The organism is Streptomyces sp. NPDC050147, assembly GCF_040660195.1.
Classification (GTDB): domain Bacteria; phylum Actinomycetota; class Actinomycetes; order Streptomycetales; family Streptomycetaceae; genus Streptomyces.
The window spans coordinates 88,635-104,593 of record NZ_JBFALJ010000032.1 but is presented as its reverse complement, the minus strand read 5'-3'; the positions used below and the strand labels follow the sequence as shown (position 1 = coordinate 104,593).

16 protein-coding genes and 1 pseudogene are annotated in these 15,959 nt (G+C 68.0%); 12 read left to right on the top strand and 5 right to left on the bottom strand.

The genetic code is table 11. The features are described 5' to 3' along the window. Positions 1-2: 2 nt before the first annotated feature. Complete coding sequence (locus AB0I94_RS36290; RefSeq protein WP_363314036.1) at positions 3-2,204, bottom strand: helix-turn-helix domain-containing protein; 2,202 nt, start codon at positions 2,202-2,204, stop codon at positions 3-5. 127 nt (positions 2,205-2,331) lie between these two features. On the opposite strand from AB0I94_RS36290, the gene AB0I94_RS36285 reads away from it, so the two are divergent. From AB0I94_RS36285 to AB0I94_RS36275, 3 genes and pseudogenes are all read left to right on the top strand, one after another. Further along, complete coding sequence (locus tag AB0I94_RS36285; RefSeq protein ID WP_363314035.1) at positions 2,332-2,589, top strand: type II toxin-antitoxin system Phd/YefM family antitoxin; 258 nt, start codon at positions 2,332-2,334, stop codon at positions 2,587-2,589. Continuing rightward, positions 2,586-2,804, top strand: a pseudogene (locus AB0I94_RS36280) (type II toxin-antitoxin system RelE/ParE family toxin); the annotation flags it as partial. The gene AB0I94_RS36285 and the pseudogene AB0I94_RS36280, both read left to right, overlap by 4 nt. A 12-nt stretch (positions 2,805-2,816) precedes the next feature. Continuing rightward, positions 2,817-4,616: a zeta toxin family protein gene (locus tag AB0I94_RS36275; protein ID WP_363314054.1), complete on the top strand. Its 1,800-nt coding sequence runs from the start codon at positions 2,817-2,819 to the stop codon at positions 4,614-4,616. Here AB0I94_RS36275 and AB0I94_RS36270 read toward each other — a convergent pair. Next, the gene (locus tag AB0I94_RS36270; RefSeq protein ID WP_363314034.1) at positions 4,580-4,834 is read right to left on the bottom strand and encodes a hypothetical protein; all 255 of its coding nucleotides are present in this window, start codon (positions 4,832-4,834) and stop codon (positions 4,580-4,582) included. The genes AB0I94_RS36275 and AB0I94_RS36270 overlap by 37 nt on opposite strands. A 262-nt stretch (positions 4,835-5,096) precedes the next feature. On the opposite strand from AB0I94_RS36270, the gene AB0I94_RS36265 reads away from it, so the two are divergent. Then, positions 5,097-5,447 carry a hypothetical protein gene (locus tag AB0I94_RS36265; protein WP_363314033.1) on the top strand — a complete coding sequence of 117 codons (351 nt, stop codon included), beginning with the start codon at positions 5,097-5,099 and terminating at the stop codon, positions 5,445-5,447. Between the two features lie 74 nt (positions 5,448-5,521). Here AB0I94_RS36265 and AB0I94_RS36260 read toward each other — a convergent pair whose 3' ends face one another. Next, a complete protein-coding gene (locus AB0I94_RS36260) occupies positions 5,522-5,875 on the bottom strand; it encodes a hypothetical protein (RefSeq protein ID WP_363314032.1) in 354 nt (117 codons plus the stop codon). Positions 5,876-6,135: 260 nt separating this feature from the next. Between AB0I94_RS36260 and AB0I94_RS36255 the strand changes: the two genes are divergently transcribed. From AB0I94_RS36255 to AB0I94_RS36230, 6 genes are all read left to right on the top strand, one after another. After that, positions 6,136-8,808, top strand: a complete 2,673-nt coding sequence (locus tag AB0I94_RS36255) for a tetratricopeptide repeat protein (protein ID WP_363314031.1) — start codon at positions 6,136-6,138, stop codon at positions 8,806-8,808. Positions 8,809-8,945: 137 nt separating this feature from the next. After that, the gene (locus AB0I94_RS36250; RefSeq protein WP_363314030.1) at positions 8,946-9,803 is read left to right on the top strand and encodes a hypothetical protein; all 858 of its coding nucleotides are present in this window, start codon (positions 8,946-8,948) and stop codon (positions 9,801-9,803) included. A 262-nt stretch (positions 9,804-10,065) separates the two neighbouring features. After that, positions 10,066-10,665: an abortive infection system antitoxin AbiGi family protein gene (locus AB0I94_RS36245; RefSeq protein WP_363314029.1), complete on the top strand. Its 600-nt coding sequence runs from the start codon at positions 10,066-10,068 to the stop codon at positions 10,663-10,665. Between the two features lie 116 nt (positions 10,666-10,781). After that, the gene (locus AB0I94_RS36240; RefSeq protein ID WP_363314028.1) at positions 10,782-10,982 is read left to right on the top strand and encodes a hypothetical protein; all 201 of its coding nucleotides are present in this window, start codon (positions 10,782-10,784) and stop codon (positions 10,980-10,982) included. Next, complete coding sequence (locus AB0I94_RS36235) at positions 10,979-11,203, top strand: hypothetical protein (protein ID WP_363314027.1); 225 nt, start codon at positions 10,979-10,981, stop codon at positions 11,201-11,203. The genes AB0I94_RS36240 and AB0I94_RS36235 overlap by 4 nt, the downstream gene beginning before the upstream one ends. Continuing rightward, on the top strand, positions 11,203-11,532 hold the full coding sequence (locus AB0I94_RS36230; RefSeq protein ID WP_363314026.1) for a DUF6233 domain-containing protein: 330 nt from the start codon (positions 11,203-11,205) through the stop codon (positions 11,530-11,532). Before AB0I94_RS36235 ends, AB0I94_RS36230 begins: the two co-directional genes overlap by 1 nt. Positions 11,533-11,664: 132 nt before the next feature. Here AB0I94_RS36230 and AB0I94_RS36225 read toward each other — a convergent pair whose 3' ends face one another. Further along, positions 11,665-12,873, bottom strand: a complete 1,209-nt coding sequence (locus tag AB0I94_RS36225) for an MFS transporter (protein ID WP_363314025.1) — start codon at positions 12,871-12,873, stop codon at positions 11,665-11,667. Positions 12,874-12,957: 84 nt separating this feature from the next. On the opposite strand from AB0I94_RS36225, the gene AB0I94_RS36220 reads away from it, so the two are divergent. After that, positions 12,958-13,533: a CGNR zinc finger domain-containing protein gene (locus AB0I94_RS36220; protein WP_363314024.1), complete on the top strand. Its 576-nt coding sequence runs from the start codon at positions 12,958-12,960 to the stop codon at positions 13,531-13,533. 179 nt (positions 13,534-13,712) lie between these two features. Here the strand turns inward: AB0I94_RS36220 and AB0I94_RS36215 are convergent, their stop codons facing one another. Next, positions 13,713-14,465, bottom strand: coding sequence for an ATP-dependent DNA ligase (locus AB0I94_RS36215; RefSeq protein ID WP_363314023.1), 753 nt, complete (start codon positions 14,463-14,465; stop codon positions 13,713-13,715). A gap of 348 nt (positions 14,466-14,813) precedes the next feature. On the opposite strand from AB0I94_RS36215, the gene AB0I94_RS36210 reads away from it, so the two are divergent. Then, the gene (locus tag AB0I94_RS36210; protein WP_363314022.1) at positions 14,814-15,938 is read left to right on the top strand and encodes an integrase; all 1,125 of its coding nucleotides are present in this window, start codon (positions 14,814-14,816) and stop codon (positions 15,936-15,938) included. The last annotated feature ends 21 nt before the right edge of the window (positions 15,939-15,959 follow it).

The window sequence follows — 15,959 nt, the reverse complement described above, 5'->3', positions numbered from 1 at the left end:
GGTTACTCCCCTTCTCCGGCGCTCTGGTCGGTCTTGATGAGGTTGGCGATGTTGAAGACGCCGCCGCGTTCCTCGAACTGCTCTTCCGCCCACAGGACGGTCTGGGTGCCTTGGTGCTTGACCATCCCCGGCGAGATGCCGAGCCGGAACGTGCCCGGCACGGGCTTGCCTTCGTTGGTGTGCGGCAGGACGTCCAGTGGGGACGGGCCGGGCGAGGGGTAGACGATGGCGTCGGTGCCGATGGCGATGGGGTACAGGTCGGCGGCGGCCGCCGTTTTCATCAGCTTGCGGTGCACGCCGATCCGCTGGTTGGCCAGCACGGCGGCGCGGATGTCGGGGCGCCATGTCTCCCGGTTGAGCGCCGGGTAGGGCTCGTAGTAGGGCACCTGGCCCCGGCTGCGCTGGCGCAGCTTGCCGATGCCGCCCTTGGCCGTCGCCTTGATTGCGGTCGCCAGCAGTGCCATCGTCGGGTCGACGCTCTTGGAGCGGGCCATGGCGTCCAGGAACTCCTGGCCGCCGAGGTCGGTGGTGACGCCGAGGTCGGCCATGGTCTCGATGTAGGCGTCGCGTAGCCGCTTGTACCAGGCGTCCAGGTAGCGGCCGGTCTGCGTACGGACGTGCGCCTCGAGCGGGGCGACGTCGAAGCCGAGCTCCACCGCGTAGGCGACGGTCGGGGTGGCGTACCAGGCCGGGCCCTCGGGCCGGTCGCCCTTCGGCGTGAACGGTGAGGGCAGCCGGTCTCCGTCGACGGTGCGGCCGTTGATCTGCACGCGGGACAGGTCAACGTGGCTCAGGTCGACCAGCCATGAGCCGGGCAGCGACGCGTCGAACTTCGGGTGGCCGGTCAGGTGGGTCGGTCCGTTCAGCCCGACGGTGAGTCCGTTGGCGGCCGCGGCGAACGACATGTTGATGTCGATCGCGACCAGGAACTGGTTCATGCACTCGTCATCGGTCAGCGGCCGGCACCAGTCGTAGGGCTCCTCCATCAGCATCTCTGCCGGGGTGCGCAGGTGGTGGCGGGCGAACTTGTCCTTGAGGATGGGGTGTTCGTCGGGGACCTCGCACTCCACCACCGGGTACAGGGTAGTGAGCGCGTCGTCGTTGAAGGCCCGCTTGAATTCCCCGGTGGCCGGGTCCTTCTCCGCGCGGGTCGGCGGGCGCAGCGCGGCCATCAGTTCCAGGCCGGTCGTTGCGGTGGTGCCGCGCGGCGTCATCACCCGTGCCGCGTACAGGCCCAGGTAGCGAGCGAGGTCGGCCGGGTGCATCGTCGGCAGCTGCGGGTCGTCCTTACGGTCCCACTGCCGGGTGTCCAGCGCGTTCCAGGACAGGATGCACAGCTGGACGCAGCGCCGCCGGGAGCCCTCGGGCTCGCGGAAGATGCGGGCCCACGGCCCGAACCCGCGCTGGGTGAGCTGGAGTCCGGCCCGCTCGATCTGCTTGACCACCTTGTGGCCGGCCGGGAGTCGGCTCGCGTGCCGCTCCTCCTCCGACAGGGCGACGGGCAGGCCGTAGCGCTCCAGCGCGGACTGGGTCAGGACCAGGATCGGGTCGGCGTCACGGCCGTTGCGGTGCAGCCGGGCCTGACCGAGCCGGGCCTCGGTCAGCGTCCAGTCGACCAGTGCCGGGATCGACTTGGCGGACACGTCCAGGACCAGGCCGCCGACGCAGTACGCCGACACCTGCCCGTCCTGGTCGCAGTCCACGACCGCGAGCGGCCCGTTCTCGAAGCGCGGATCGACGGCGACGGCAGCCGTGTTCTTCTTCGCCGCCGCCTTCTTTGCACCCGGGCGCCGCGACGACGCGGTCGGCTTGGTGCTGCTCGCCGCCGGACGTGAAGGCGGGACGGCGTCGGGTGCCGGGACCGGCTCAGGCTCCTGAGCCGGTCCCGGACCGGTGAACGCTTCCGGGACGGTCAGCGTGGGGGCAGTGTCGGGCACGTCGGCAGCCGGGGCGGGGTACCGCTGGGCGAGACCCTCCAGCAGCCGGGCGTAGGCGGCGCGCTTCGGCGGCCGCGGTTCGGTTCGCCCGGCCTCCCAGTTCCCGACCGCCTCGCGGCGGGCGTCCAGTGCCGTAGCGATCTGCGCCTGACTCAGTCCGGCCGCTTCGCGCAGCCTCTTGCGCTCCGCGGGGACCGGCAGATCGTCCTGCGCGACTTGCTCCAGCAGCGCATCGACAGCACTGAACAGCTCGTTCTCAGTGGACACAGAGGTCACCTCCGGCCGCCATCGTACATCAATCGCTCTTGGGATCGCACGTGAAACGCACATTGGATCGCGCATTGAGGAGGGTGGGGGGTGTACGAGCAGACTGACAGAAGTGTACAGTTCTGTTATGAGTGAGACGCTGCCCATCACCGAGGCCCGCGCCAAGTTCGGCACCCTGGTCCGTCGTGCCTCCCACGGCCGGGAACGCATCACGATCACCGACCACGGCACGCCCGCAGCCGTGCTGATCAACCCACAGGAGCTCGCCGACCTTGAAGACGCCCTCGCGCTCGCCGAATACCGCGCGCGTCAGGCTGCGGGAGAGGTCACCGGAGTTCCCCATGCTGAGGTCCGTGCTCGACTGGGGCTGGAGCGCACGGCTTGAGCCACACCGTCATCTGGGACGAGCCCGCACTGAACGCGGCCGCCCGGTTCCTCAAAGACGACCCCGACGGGCTGCGCCAGGTCCTGGATGCCACCGACCTCCTTGTCGACGATCCGCGCCCCGAGGGCAGCGCAGCGTACGGCTCGCCCGATCTGCGCCGGATGCATGTGGGCCGCTACCGGATCATGTACGAGATCACCGAGGACACGGTCACCAAGGACCGGGACGTGCTGACCCGGCTCATCCTGCCCACCTGGACCCGCAACGCGGTGCCACAAGACAAGCCGGTGGTGGTGTTCGTCGCCGGGCAGCCCGGCGCGGGCAAGACCCGGCTCGCCAACGTGCTGCAGCTGGTGCTGAACCGTCGCGGCGGCGCGGTCACGGTCGGCAGGGACTTCTACAAGAGTGCCCACCAGCACTACGGCGAACTGCTGGAAGAGAACGTCCGCACCGCCGGCATCAAGGTCCGAGCCGACACGAGCCGTTGGCAGAGCGCGGTCGAAGAACACGTCCGCGCCCACCGCTACGACACGGTGGTGGAGAGTGCCCTGGCCGACGCGGACGAGTTCCGCCAGGCGGCGACGGCCTACCGGGCGGCCGGCTATCGCATCGAGGTCGTCGCCCTCGCGGTGCCCGAAGCCCTCAGCCAGCTCGGAATCCTGGAGCGCTACCTGGGCGAGGCCGAGCAAGGCAGCGGACGGTATGTGGCGTGGGGCAACCACGATCACTGCGCGGCCCAGCTGCCGCAGGTCCTGGCCGCCGTCGAACACGAGCAGCTGTGCGACCGGCTGCTGGTGGTGCGCCGCGGCCTGGAGGTGGTCTACGAGAACGAACTCACCCACCGCAGGTGGCTGCGGGAGCCGGCCGCGCGCCAGGCGCTGCTGGCCGAGCGGGCACGCCCCTGGGACGCACAGGAGACGGCCCGCTTCCGCAGCGACGTCGCCCAGGCCGACCGGCGGGCACACTACGGACCGATCCCCGAGGACAAGCGCCTGGCGGTCCAGCGCGATGCCGAGCGGGTGGCCGCACTGGCCGAGCCGGTGCGACGCATCGCCCAGGCGTGCAGCCAGGCGCCGGGCGTCGACTACTACCGGCTCACCCACGACGAACACCGGTGGATCTTCGACGAGCTGATCGTGCCGTCCTACTTCGGATCGATTACCGCCCAGGAACGCCCCGTTGTGGTGTACGTGATGGGCCAGCCCGGGGCGGGCAAGACGCGGCTGGCCCATATGGTGCGGCGCACCCTGCGCGGCAAACCGGCGCGCATCGTCGGCGATGACTTCAAGTCCAACCATCCCGACTACGGCAAACTGCTGCGCGAGGACCCGCGCACGGCGAGCAGTCGGATCAGGGGCGACTACCAGGCGTGGCAGACCCAGGCCGAGGCCTACGTGCGTGCCCGGCGAGGCGATGTGGTCATCGAGATCGCCCCCGGCAGCGCGGACCAGTTCCTGGAGAGCGCCCGCCCGTTCCACGCGGCCGGCTACCGGGTCGAGCTGGTGGTGCTCGCGGTGCGCGCCGCGGACAGCCGTCAGGGCACCGCCGCACGGTATGCGGAGGTTAGCAGGCTGAGCGGCGGCAGCGGGGGGCGATTCACCAGCGCCTCGGGGCACGACGTCTGCTTCGCTGTGCTCCCCGAGGCGGTGCGGGCCGCGGAGGAGAGCGGGGCGGTCGACTCCGTGGTGGTGATGCACCGAGGCGCCACCGCGTTGTACCGCAACGAGCGCACCCCCGCCGGGAGCTGGAGCCGTACCCCGGCCGCGGTGTGGGCGCTGCACGCAGAGCGGCAGCGGCCCTACACCCACGAGGAAGGGCACCGCTTCCTGGCCCGGCAGCGCCAGTTGCAGGCGGCGCTGCCGCAGCACCGCGGCGAGCTGAAGCAGATCATGTGGCTGGCCCAACCGTTGATGCCCGCCGAACTGCAGCCTCAGCGACTGACGGCCTCCGCACCCGTCGCGGCTCTGCCCATGCGTCTGGCCGAGCCGCTTTATTCGCCGGCCAGGTCCCTCAAGCGCGCCTCGTAGCGCTCCGTGATCCGACGCCTCTCTGCTGCGTCCGCGTCATCGAGAGCCTGCATCGCGTCGATGGCTTCCTGCCGTTCGGCCGTCAGCTGCTTCACGCGGGCCGGGTCGGGGGCGCCGGAGCGGCGCTGGGCGAGCAGCTGCTCGTTGTACCAGTTGATCACGAGGTTCACCTGGTCGACAGCGCCCTCGTAGCTGGGACCTGCAGCATCGTCGTTCACAACAACCGTCCAAGTAAATCGAAGAATATGGACGGCAATTGTCTCCCGGTGCACCACCGCGCCCAGCACCGGCCGGGCGACTCAGTCTCACCAGTGCTCTGGGGCATCCGTGCACGCCAGTCCTCTCCGCTGTGAGCGAGAGGGGTAGGAGCACTCACGAGTTCCTGGGCTGGCTGAGATGCGTTCACTGCAGTAAAAGGATCTACGACTGGAGGACTTGAGGAACTGTCCCGCTTTGACGTGCACTGTTATTCTGCACGCCATGCCGAGTGAAGAGATCTCGCAGGAGAAGCTGAGTAAAATTCGTGGAATTGCATTCCAGTGGGCAGCCGATCACGGCGGCAGCGGACTGAGGGGGGTTCGCGTGGTGGCTACGACCCGGGATTCTGCAATACGATCACTGGGTGGGCCAGGCGTCAGCTCGACCATGGACCCGACTTATTTTGTCACCTTCGAGGGCGCTTTCTCGTGGCGCACTCGTGACGGAATCTGGGCGGCAGTGCTAATCGACCAGAAATCCATGCTCGCAGGGCCGTACACGATAAGGCCGCCCGGTGAGCTTCCTGATTTCCGGATGGAGGACCTAGGGGCCGTCTACAGTTTGGATGGTTGAACGGTGCCGAGGGAAGCAGCTTCCTCCTGTAGCAGAAGCAGACAGGGGGAGGAAGCTGCTGCTGCGACTGCAGATCAGGGGCAATTTCTTATGTCGCCGACCGTGAACACCGCCGGGTTGTTCCACCTCTCCGGAATGTAGGCGATCCGCCCAGCTGGAATACAGATGTCATGCCCGGTCTTGTCGACGTTCTCATGCAGCCACACCCTGCGATGGCAATTGTCGTTGTGCACCCGATCGATGGGCCATGACGGCCACCTCTCGTTGTACGGCACACAGTCATAGCTGGCAACCTTGACGTACTCGCCGCCGAGTTCTTGCCACGTGGAAACCCATGACGCCCGCTGATCCGCCAGAGCGGGAGCGGCAGATATGGCCATGAACGCACTGGCAGCCAGTGCGATATTCAAGAGAGTCTTGCCTCTCACACGGAACCCTTTCTTCGGCCTTCTGGTATGGACATGGCAAAACTAATTGGGGAGGTGGTGAACGTAAATCCCTTGCGGGAAAGTGGGAGAACGTAATTCAGCTCAGCTAGCTGAGCGAGCAAGAATCAGGCCAGTGGCTTGGAACGTGAACAAACCGCCACGAGTACGCGATGGTGTCTATGGATCAGGGGGATGCTTGGTTCACGGGACGGGTACGGGCCTAGGGTGGTGCTCAGAGTGATCACTTCGGGGGTGTGGGCGTGGCTGGGCGGGATCTGCGGGCGCTGTTCAGCGTGAACGACCGGGCTTTGGCCGCCACGGAGGCCTTCACCAACCGCCAGGCACAGTGGGACATCGTCACCGCCGCGCTGAGTGAGCACCTGCAGCGCGTCGCCGCCCCGGACTTCAGCGTGGAAGACCTCGAGGCGCCGCGTGAGAACGTGCTGACGTTCTACGGCATCGGCGGCATCGGCAAAACGACGTTGTCGAGGAAGCTGGAAGTCACGCTCGCCGACACCACGCAACGGCCGGCCCAATGGGGCGCACCCCGCTGGACAGGTTCACGCCTGGTCCCAGTCCGCATCGATCTCGCCCGCTCCGCGAACACCGACTTCGAACAGGTCATCCTCACGATCCGGCTCGCGCTCGCCGCAGCCTTGGGGCGCCCGCTGCCCGCCTTCGACCTGGCTCTGCGCCGCTACTGGGAACATGCCCACCCCGGTGAGCCGCTGGAGGAGTACCTCCGTCGCGGTGGCCTGGCCTCCCGCTTCGGCCAGGCCCTGCCCCAGCAGATGCAGAACGCCATGTCCGATGTCGCCCAGGCCCTGCTGCTGCCCGGCAGCGTCGGATCCGCCATCGGACAGGTGACCGGTTCCCTGGTCCAGGCTCTGCGCGAGCGCCGCCAGACCGTCCGCGCATTGGCCGGCTGCGCCCGCCTGGCCGACCTGCTGGAGGCCGAGCCGGATCTGGACGCGCTCTCCTACTACCCGCACCTGCTGGCCTGGGAGCTCGCCCAACTCAAGCCGGACCAGCAGGTCACACCCGTGATCCTCTTCGATACGTGGGAGGACACCGGGGACCGCACCCGCCGGGATCTGGAAAGGCTGTTGCAGCGCATCGTCTGGCTGATGCCGAACGCCTTCTTCATTATCACTGGCCGCAGCCGCCTGCAGTGGGGAGATGAAGCCCTCAGCGGACAGCTGGACTTCACCGGCCCCACCGCATGGCCCGGACTGACGGTGCACGATGTTCCGCACGCCCGCACCGCCCCCGAAGCCGTCGGCCACCGCCACCGCCAGGTACTGATCGGCGACTTCTCCCCCGAGGACTGCGACGACTACCTCGCCCACCGCCTCACCCGCGACGAAACGCCCCTGATCGTCCCCAGCATCCGCGCCGTGATCACCGCCCGGTCACACGGTCTGCCGCTCCATCTCGATCTCGCCGTGCTGCGCTACCTGGAGATCCGCCGCAGTGGACAGACACCCCAACCCGGCGACTTCGACCACGACTTCAGCGCCCTGATCGCCCGCACCTTGCAAGACCTCACCCCCGAGGAACGCAACGTCCTGCGCTCGGTGGCCCTGCTCGACTCCTTCGACCTGACCCTGGCCACCCAGGCCGCGGGCCTGGACCGCGAAGCCCCCGCGCAACGCCTGATCGAGCGGCCCTTCGTCCGCGAGAACCCGTACGGGATCTGGCCTTACTACCTGCACGCCCTGATCCGCTCCACCCTCCGCAGCACCGATGACCACACCGATGACCGCTGGACCCCAGGCGACTGGCACCAAGCTGCCCAGCGCGCCTTCCACGCCGTCGGCCAGCAGTACACCCAGCACCCTGGCCCCGACCGGATGCTGCTGGTCGGAAGCCTGCGCCAAGGCCTCGCCCTGGCCGCCGACTTCGACCTCGACCTGGACTGGCTCACTGCCGCGGCGTGGCAGTACGTCGGCGACTCCGTCTGGGAGCCGCTCGTCCCGCCCGCCGGCGGCGAGCGAGAGCTGGACAGCCCGGCCGACGCCCTTCTCGAAGTGCTGAGCACGCTGGCCCGGCGCCAGCACGAACACCGCGAACGCACCGTCGACCGGCTCCAGGCGGTCATCGACACCGGGCTGCTGCCCACCGAGCTCTCCGAGATGGCGGTGTACTACCAGGCCAAAGCCCAGCGCGACCTCGGCCGCACCGCAGAATCGCGGCACGGCATGCAGCGGGTCGCCGACGCTGGCGGCCGCCTCGCCACCGCTGCCCGCCGCGGTCTGGCCCACCTTGCCCGCATCAGCGGTGACTTCCCCACCGCCCTCGAGGCCGCCCAGACTCTGGGCTGGAAGGGCCGCCACCACCGGGTCCGCGGGGACGTGCTGTGGCCCCAGGGCGACATGACCGGCGCGGCCGCCGCGTACGAGGCTGCCCGCAGCGAGGCCGAACAGCACGGTGTCGCCGGGGAACGCGCCCACGGCCAGGCCCACCGCGCCCTGGCCGTGTCCTTCACCGACCCCGCCGGCGCCGATGACGAGATCGACCTCGCAAGGCAGTACCTGACCGGCCTCGACCTGCGCGCCACGTCCCTGACCGTGCAGATCGCCGCACTCATCCGCGACGCCGGCACCACAACCACCCAGTTCGACGACCGCGCCCACCTGCTACGCACCGAAGCAGAACTCGCCGGACTCACCGCCATCCAGGTCCTGCTCGAACTCGCCGTCGCCTTCCACCACGCCGTCCGCAGCGAACTGACCGACGCAGGCCTTCAGCGGCTGCGCACCCTCACCGCCAGCGGCGAGTACCCGTACTACGTGGACATCGCCGCCTTCATGGCCGGCCTGCCCCTGCCCATCCCCTCTTCCGCGCGCTGGCTCGATGCCCCGGACACCACCCGTAACCGCTGGCACACCCTGGTCACCACCCGAAGGCGCTCCCTCAACGGCGCCTCGTAGGGCAGTTGAGCATTTCAGTTGGCCAGGTAGTGGGGAGTTGGCCATACGCACTGCGTTTTCAGAACCCGTCCTTGAACCCCAGGCGACCTCGTGCTTACGCCCCCGTCGGAGGGTCCCAGCGGGCTACGGTGCGAGCCATGGTCGAAACCCTCATCGGCGTCGGAGCGGGCCTCCTGGGCGCCGCTATTGGAGCTTGGGCAGCGCTGAGAGCGCGTATACCGGTGAAGGCCCGGGTGGAGGTGGTCGATCTGGCAGTGCTCTATCCGGATGCGGACGCGGACTCCGGAGACCAGGACGCAGACGACATCCGGCAGTGGCTCGCTGCGTGCCACGGGATCCCTCCCGTAGGCCTGGATGTCAAGCTCCGTAACAGCGGCGGCCAGAGCGCCTATGTCACGGAGCTGTCCCTGGAGTTGTCGGACGTGCTGTACGAAGCGCCCCCAGAACTGACTGTGCTCCACCTTGTGCCTATGAGCACACAGCCCTCCAACGGTACCTACAACGTGATCCTGGGGAGCCCCGGATCTGGGCGGGACGGCGAGGTACTTCACACCAAGCGGCAACGGATCAGCCATGTCCTCCCCCCGGGAGGTGTAGATCGGTTCGTTGTCCTGGTCGACGAGCTTCCGGAACGACCCCGGAGCTACCTCGCCTGGTTCCGGCTTCGTGCGATTCTCACCTACAACGCCATCGAGACTGTCACTTCTCCGCAAGCGGTGTGCTCTCCGCTGCGCAGACCACCACGGTTTTGGTCCCCTGATGAGTTCGTGGCGCAGATGCAGGAGGCCTTGCGCGAGATCGATGACGATCCGCGTAGTCTCCAGCCTTCTGTTCGTCGTTGCGTCAGCGATTACGAGCAGCATCTGCTTCGGATCCGCACCGCATATGTGGAATCCCGGCAAGCTGCTTCCGGTGACAGCCCGGAAGAGCCGCCTGCCCTGCAGGAGTGCTTAAACGCACTTCCTCTCATCCGGCAAGAGTTGGGTCTGGCATGAGCATGTATCTGGTGACGAACAGATCCTGGCAGAGGGCGGAACGGATCGCCTGAGGTTAAGGACGGGTTCTCAGTGGTCACCCCGTACCGGCATCTTTCTAGGAGAGGCGTATATGCCATCGATCGAGGCCTTGCTCCACCGGCGCACCGACTTATCCGCCTTCGTAGTTCACTTCACTCGCGCCACCGCACGCGCCACCGCCAGCGACAACTTGAAGGCGATCTTGGTAGATCGCGCGATCGAGGCTCGCAACGTCTTCGGCATGGCAGCCGACCTTGCCCAGAAGCACGAGGTCATCGCGGATACTCAGCGGACCGTCTGCTTCACCGAGACGCCTCTCGAACATGCCTGGATGATGTGCGAGAAGATTCCTAACCGCACCATGAGGTTCAGCGGTTATGGCCTGGCGTTCACCCGCACTTTCGCGCGACGCATGGGCGCCAACCCCGTGTGGTACCTCGACATAACACGCGGCCACAACTGGCTGACCGTCCCGATCAACAACATGGTCGACGAGGCCCGAGAACTCGCCTGCCACCCGTCCAAGGGAGGAGAGGACGCGGCGGCACAGGCGGACATCCTGCGGTTGACCCCCTTCATCGAGCAGATGGGCAAGCCGCTGGGGACCCGCAAGGAGTTCTGGTGGGAGCGGGAGTGGCGCCACGTCGGCGACTTCCACTTCCACTTCGCGGACCTGGTAGTGGTCTTCGCTCCGGAGGAAGAGCACGACGAGTTCGAGGAGTACCTGAGGGAGCTGAAGAAGAGAGGAAGGCTCCCTCGCCTGGTCGACGCCAGCTGGGGTCTAGAGCGGATGATCGCCGCGCTCGCCGGAGTCTCCGAGCCCGGCCCGTTCCCGGAGTAGCGCAAGCCTGGCCAACCCTGGCGCTCAATGGCCAAGTGAAGGCTCAGTCACAGCAGTGCCGCCCGACGCTTGCGTCTGACTCGCACCAGAAATCGAACGCATGCTCTACTAAAAGCATGGTGCACACAGAACACACCCCCGACATCGTGCAGACCCAGCGCGACTGGACCCGCACCTACAACGCCCTCGCCCAAGCCCCCGCCACCAGCAACACCGCTCTGCGCCGACGGCTCATCGGCCTGTCACGCCGCCTTGCCCAAGAGGTGCCACGAGCCCAGCTGGCCGACCTTCGCCGCCGCACCGAGGAACGGTCATGACCCGGCGCTCGTGGGACATCACCGACCGGCAGCAAGCAGTCCTGTCCTGCATCCGCGCTCACATCCTCGACCGGGGTGAGGCTCCCAGCGTCCGGGAGATCGGTCGCGCCGTCGGGCTGTCCAGCCCCTCCTCCGTGCTCTACCAGCTGCGCCGCCTCGAACAGGTTGGGGCCGTCGTGCGCGCCAGCGGCACCGGCTGGCGGGACTACCGGCTCAGCTGATGACCGAGATCCGGCGCATCGACGTGCTCCGCTTCCTAGAACGGGTGCAGGAAAGCGACCTGGCACGCACCCGCGTCTGGATCGCGGACGAGGAACGGCGGGAGACCGAGCGGATCCGCGGTGAGCAGGCTCGGCCGCCGGCTCCGGACTGGGTCATCGAGCAGGGCCTGGGCGGACGTGTCCCGGTGTATGTGCACCGGGGCGATTGCCATATGGCGGGCAAGCGGTCACGAGGCGCGGACCGGGACCAGGCGCGCCGCACGCTGGCCGAGGGTGTCGATGCCTGCCCGCACTGCCGACCCGACACCGAGCTGGGCGTGCTGGAGTAGCACGCGCTGCTCATCCGGACGGTTCGGCGCCCGCGCCGAAGGTGGGTACGTCCGCGGCGGCGACGTCCAGTCTCAGAGCTGGTAGCAGGTACGTATTCGAACCCTGCGGTATGCCCCGCAGTCCGGCGTCCTTCAGCTCAGTTCGGCGGGGGCTGACCGGCGTTGGTCGTCATCACCACGGGAGGTGACGTAGCGGACAAGAGCTGGCTGCAGGATCGCGAGCAGCAGGCATGCGAGTGCCATTGCACTCCACAGCCCGGCTGGCCCGGCGTGTTCGAGCAGTTGCGTCCCCAAGAGAGGTGCTGCGATCCCCGCGATACCCCAACTGGTGCCGTACACGGCCAGGTAGCGGCCCTTCGCGCTCGCCGGGGCCAGCCTGGCGACCACCGCGTACACGCGGCCCACCAGGAGGAGGTCACCCACACTCCACACCACGGTCGCCGCCAGGTAGGCGGCCAGATCATGAGCGAGCGCGTATCCACCGAGCCCCGACGCCAGCAGCAGATACCCGAAAACGAAGGCAACGGGCTCCGAGAGCGTGTTCAGCCGGCTCCAGCGCATCAGCGGTTGGCCCGCGCAGATGGTGAGTGCGGAAGCAGTGAACAGCAGACCGGCATCGGCAGGCTGCAGTCCTTGATGGTCCATGGCCAGCGGCAGCGTGATCATGATCTGGAGGTAGATCACGGCGAACAGCGTCCCTGTCGCAAGCAGGAGTAGCAGGGCACGGTCGCGCCACGGGGCGACCGTGACAAAGGGCTCGAGGGCTGGCGGGGGCGTGCGGTGGTCGGCGGGCAGGACCAGGTGCACGGTGAGCGCGCAGAGCAGGCACGTGAGGGCGTCCACGACAAAGAGCCAGCGCAGATCCCAGCGGCCCAGGCCCGCCGCGAGGAGCCCGGCACCCATGCCGGCCGCAGCCAGGGCCGCGTTCAACAGGCCATATGCGCGCACGTGTTCACTGGGCGCCACCATGTCGGCGATCATGGCCTGGCTCGGTGGTTCGTAGAGCTCGAAGACCAGTCCCAGCAGAACCGCACAGCAGATGACCAGTGTCAGGCTGCTGGCTGCGGCGAGCCCCAGCTGCGCCACTGCGCAGCCTGTCAGGCCCGCCACGATCGTGCGGCGTCGGCCGATCCGGTCGGCCAGGCGCCCCCCGGCCAGGCGTGAGGGAATCGTGGCCAGCCCGAAAGCGGCGCTGACAGCTCCGGCGACGGCGGTGCTGGCGCCGAAGCTGGTCGTGAGGAGCACGGTGAGGAACGACATCGAGAACGCGCCGAGCCGGTTGCCGGCCCGTGCCACGATCAGCAGCCGCACCGCACGCGGCAACCGTCCGCTGCCATGCATGAAACCCCCTCAGCCGTGACTAGCGAATCGGATATCGTCGGTGACGCCTGGAAGCTAAGGCCCGAAGGAGTGACCAGTCAAGTGATGTTCGATGGTCACGTGCTGACGCTGCTCGATGCAGCTGTCTCGCTCGTGAATGTGCTGACCGACGGCTCCCGGCAAGGCCGCCCCTACACCGCCCCACACGGCGATCAGCTCCCCCAGGCCATCCACGACGCACTGCCTCTTGCAGAGGCCCGTGATGCCGCCGTCGAGCCGGAACACGCGGCCTACCTCGAGCGCACAGCCCAGCAGTTGCGGGCCGTGTTCGACGCCGTCGACAACGGCCGCACCGATGACGCGGCGGAACTCGTGAACGCCCTGCTGCGCACCACCGGGGCGCGCCCGCAACTCGACCGCGTCGGCGGCGAACCCTGGCAAGTCCACTTCCACGGCACCACGGACACCCTCGCCGTGGGCTGGAGCGCCGGATGCGCCACCGCACTGGCTCTGGCCATCGGCAGCAACCTCGCCGGGCGCCTGGGCGTCTGCACGGCACCGCAGTGCGACCGCGTCTACGTCGACAACTCCCGCAACGCCGTCCGCCACTTCTGCTCCAACGCATGCCGCAACCGCGTCAAAGCCGCGGCCTTCCGCGCACGCAACAGCTCACAGAGCTGAGATGCAACACACCGGCATGGGCGCAGACCGGGCAGGTGCGTGTGGCCACAGCGTCACCCGGCAGGTCGACTCGCCAGTCCATGCGTTGCATCTAATACAACATCGATGCATCACAGAAAGAACCAGCTCAGGACCGTCTATCCCTCATACTGGCTGCCGGTTCGACCAGCCGAATCGTCTTACTCGCCGAAGAGCGGAACATGCATCGGATGCAACTCCGCTCGGATCCGGGCGAAGCGCACCGGATGCCGCCAGGCCCCCCGCTCCCTGGCGGTGTCAACGGTGATCTCCGCGACCAGGTCGGGCTCCACCAGGACGACATCGAGCGGCGTCCGTGATCCCCAGGAGGCGGTGAACCGGACGCCTTTCCAGGGGTGGTCCGGTCCGGCCGCCATCAGCTGTCCGGACAGCTGACGGACGGCGTCGGCCCGTAGCGCTGTGCTGCGCCCGACGGAGCGCAGCTTCCCGTGCTGGTCGAGACGGCCCAGGACCAAGCTTCGGGGATGGCTCGGTGTGCCGGTGATGGCGCCGATGATCGCCTCGGTCGTGTCCCGGCGACGGACCTTGATCAGCGCGCGTGCGCCGGGGAGGTAGTGCTGGCGGCTGCCTCGCACCACGAGGCCCTCGATGCCGGGGACTTCGGTCCAGGAGGCAAGCCACTCCTGCGCGAGCGCCTCATCCGTCGTCTCGGGGCACAGCGTCCAGGGGCTGGCCAGCTGGTGCTCGGTGAAGAGCCTTTCGAGCCGGGTGCGGCGCTCGCCGTAGGGGGTGCGCAGCAGGGGTTGCCCCTCGTCCGCTTGCAGAATGTCGAAGGCAACGAATTCCCTGTTGGGTCGATGTGTTGAAGCGGATCTACAGGGATGGGTGTTGTGGTCGGTTGGCGTGTTTTCTGGGTGCCGGAGCAGTGTGCGAAGCCCTCGGCGCGGGTTCAAAGGTTGCTGCAGCGTGAGGTGTCAGAGTCACACGGCGTGGGTGCGGGACGCCCTGGAGACCCGGTGATGTTGTCTCCGGACTACCGGATGGACCCACAGCTGAGCCGCTACCTGTGCCGCTCGTCGTTCGCTCGTCTGGGTGGGGAATCAAAGCGGAACTACACGGACGACTACCGGCTCTTCTTCGACTTCCTGTGGCAGCGGGACAGGTGGTGGCACGAGGCCGACGCAGAGGACCTGTGGGACTTCGAGGACTGGCGGACTCGCTCTCCACGCAACCCGGTGCGGGTGGGCGGAGCGAGGTGGAACCGCGGCCTGGCTGCCTTGAGTCGACTGTACGCATGGAGCGTGAGCACTGGGGTGTTGGTCCGCTCGCCGGTGGTGATGCGGGAGGTGCCAGGCCGCTATGGAACGCGGGTAAGAGTTCCGGAGGCGCGGGCTCCTCAGACGCGGCGCAGCAATGTGCGCTGGCTGACCCCACGTGCCTTCCGCCTGTGGCTGGAGGTGGGGCTGCGCGGGCACACCTGGAAAGGCGTCCCAGAGCAGGACTGGACGGGGCGGATGGAGGCACGCAACACGGCCTTCGCCGAACTGCTGTTCTCCTCGGGGGTGCGGCTGACGGAGGGAGCCTCGTTGCTGACCTTCGAGATGCCACAGCCCGCGCTGGGGGCGGGCCGGTTCTGCACTGGGCGGCTGGGGCGGGCGGTGACCAAGTCGAAGCGGGCCCGGACCTTCTATGTGGCGGCCGCGGTGGTCGCCCAGGTCGCGGGCTATGTGGAGTCCTCGCGCGCGGCGGCGGTACGGCGAGCCCAACGGCAGGGGCGTTATGAGGGCCTGCTGCAGTGCAGGGTGGTGCGGGCCGTGACCGGGCTGCGGCAGAAGACGTTGCACTGGAGCGATGTGGAAGGCCGTGAGGGGCGGACCCCGCTGACGGACGCCGGGGTCGCTGAGCGGATGAGCTTCTATCGCGAGGGGCCTCAGGGGCTGGAGCCTCTGTGGCTGTGGCTGACGGAGGAGGGGCTCCCGCTGCGACCGGCCTCGTGGGAGAACGTGTTCCGTACCGCTTCGCAGCGGTGCGAACGGATGCTGGCGGGACGAGTGGCCGAGCCGCCGTTTTGTACCCCGCACATGTGCCGGCACTCCTTCGCGCTGCACATGCTGGTGGTGCTGCATCACGTGATGGACCGTCGGATGGGGCTGAGCCCTCAGGAGCGGCGAAACTTTCAACTGCTATACGGGGATGTGTGGCGGATGGTGCAGGATCTGCTGGGGCATGCACAGGTCGAGACGACCCGCGACATCTACTTGGCACCGGTAGCGGACCTGCGGCTGCGCTCGTTGCTGGCCGAGCCGGCACCCCTGGCTGAGGGGGCGGTTGCGCCCTCGGCGCAGTGGGTGAGCGTGCTCATGGCACGGATTGCCCAGGAAAGCGAGGGCGTACAGGACCTTGATGTGACCTCGGGGCTCGGGTGAGCGGGCGTGGGCGGCGTGCGG